Here is a 1851-nt window from a genome sequence, read left to right on the forward strand (position 1 = left end):
CCAGCCCCTCCTCATCAAACCGTACGTGCGGTTTTCCCGCATACGGCTTTCCGACGTTCTTCACCCAGGGCAGTACGGTTTTCCCATGTGCTTACAGTTTTCAAGTCTGAACGCTGAAGCAACAGATGCATCTCACTCCATATTAATCTGTGCTTCTTGTGCTTCTTATTCCAGAAAAGCCTCATTCTCCTTAGGATGTACCAGTCTACTTTGGCTAGGAATCCATTGGACTTCTTCCGATCGACATCCAAATGAGCGTAATAGTTACGCCATCCCTGAATCATCGGATTTAGTTTTTCCACCATCAATTTTAGTGTCCATTGGAGTCGGCCTCTTGGAGACGTTTCTTCTTTCACGCGCAGACGCATCTTCTTCATTGCTTTCTTTGATGGAAAACTTCGAAGTCTATACATAACTCCGTTCTTATGAAGATTTGGCATTTTGCGATGGTGAAAACCAAGGAAGTCAAACCCGTCCTCGTTCTTCCATAGACGAACTAACTTCGACTTGCTAGTGTTCATGGTTAGTTCCAGTTTCCCAAAGATAGTCTTAAGGATTCGAATTGATTCGAGTGCCTGTGGTTTGAACCTGCATAGAATGACTAGATCATCAGCATACCTAACCAGTTTTCCAAGATGAGAAAACCGCTTTTCCCAAATTGTATCAAGATAGTTCAGATAAATATTGGCAAGTAACGGAGATATCACTCCACCCTGTGGGCTTCCGATTTCCGTTTTGTGCCAAATCCCTTCCTTCATCACACCTGCTTCAAGCCATTGCCTAATTAATTTCAGGATGCGCTTGTCACAAATACGCTCTTCTACCAGTCTCAATAGTTTGCTATGCGAGATGTTATCGAAATAGCCCGTAATATCTACGTCGACTACCCAATTTACAATTCCCCTATTGACGCTGTCCCGAATACATTTAATGGCATGGTGTGCCGACCTCTTCGGACGAAATCCATAAGAGCAATCCTTAAAATCTGCCTCAAAGATACCTTCGATCACCATTTTTGTTGCCATCTGCACAGTTCGGTCGCGGATCGTCGGAATTCCTAAAGGACGAGTTTTCCCATCCGGTTTAGGTATCTCTTTCCGCTTTACAGGAGATGGCTTGTATGTACCATCCGCCAACTGCTGTCTGATTTCCTCGATAAAGGTTTCTTCTCCGTATTCTTGAACGATGGAATCAATCGTTTGTCCATCTACACCAGCACTGCCTCGATTCTTCTTCACCCGCATCCATGCTTCCCGCAGGACGTCTTTCCGGAATATTTTATCGTACAGAGCATGAAACTTGCGCTTAGGGTTGGCCTTAGCCGCAAGATAGAGGGTATTTTGGAGTCGTCGAGCGTTTTCATTGGTGGCGTTAGCCGTATGTTCGGCATTCACTTGCTCTTACCTCCTCAAATTCCCATGAACGAAGCGGGGTATTGCCCTTCCCTCCCCGGGGTTATGTTGTCCACCGGATCCACAGTAGTATGGCCCCCTCCGACTCCCTTCCCGCAGCTCGCCACTTCACCTTTGGGGCTTATAGGTCTACCGTTTACGAAAAAAAAAACTTCGTGCGGGGGAGGGTCTCCCTAGTTCCAGATACAACTTTCTCTACATGCCGTTCCCCATACACCGGAGGGTTCTTCCGCGCTGCAGTTCCAAGGTCTTTGCGCGTTCTATGGCCTTCGCTGGGGCAGACGTGGCTCGGCTCCCTCTTGTCCCTTTCGGGTTCAGTTTCACGATGCGGTAGGATTCACTTCATTACGGCCTGCAGATTTGCTTCATCACGATATTTCGTGACTTTTCACAGGGCTTCAGCCGTTGGATTTCGCCAACGTCTGCCTGCTAGCTACGA

The 1851-nt window shown here is 47.2% G+C and carries 1 protein-coding gene; it reads right to left on the reverse strand.

What is annotated here, in order from left to right; all coding sequences use genetic code 11:
- Window positions 1-14: 14 nt before the first annotated feature.
- Entirely contained in the window at window positions 15-1394 is a 1380-nt protein-coding gene (gene ltrA / locus GC098_RS16835) for a group II intron reverse transcriptase/maturase (RefSeq protein WP_171644281.1), read from the reverse strand.
- Between the last annotated feature and the right edge of the window lie 457 nt (window positions 1395-1851).

Origin of the sequence: Paenibacillus phytorum, assembly GCF_013141715.1 — a bacterium.
Lineage (GTDB): Bacteria > Bacillota > Bacilli > Paenibacillales > NBRC-103111 > Paenibacillus_E > Paenibacillus_E phytorum.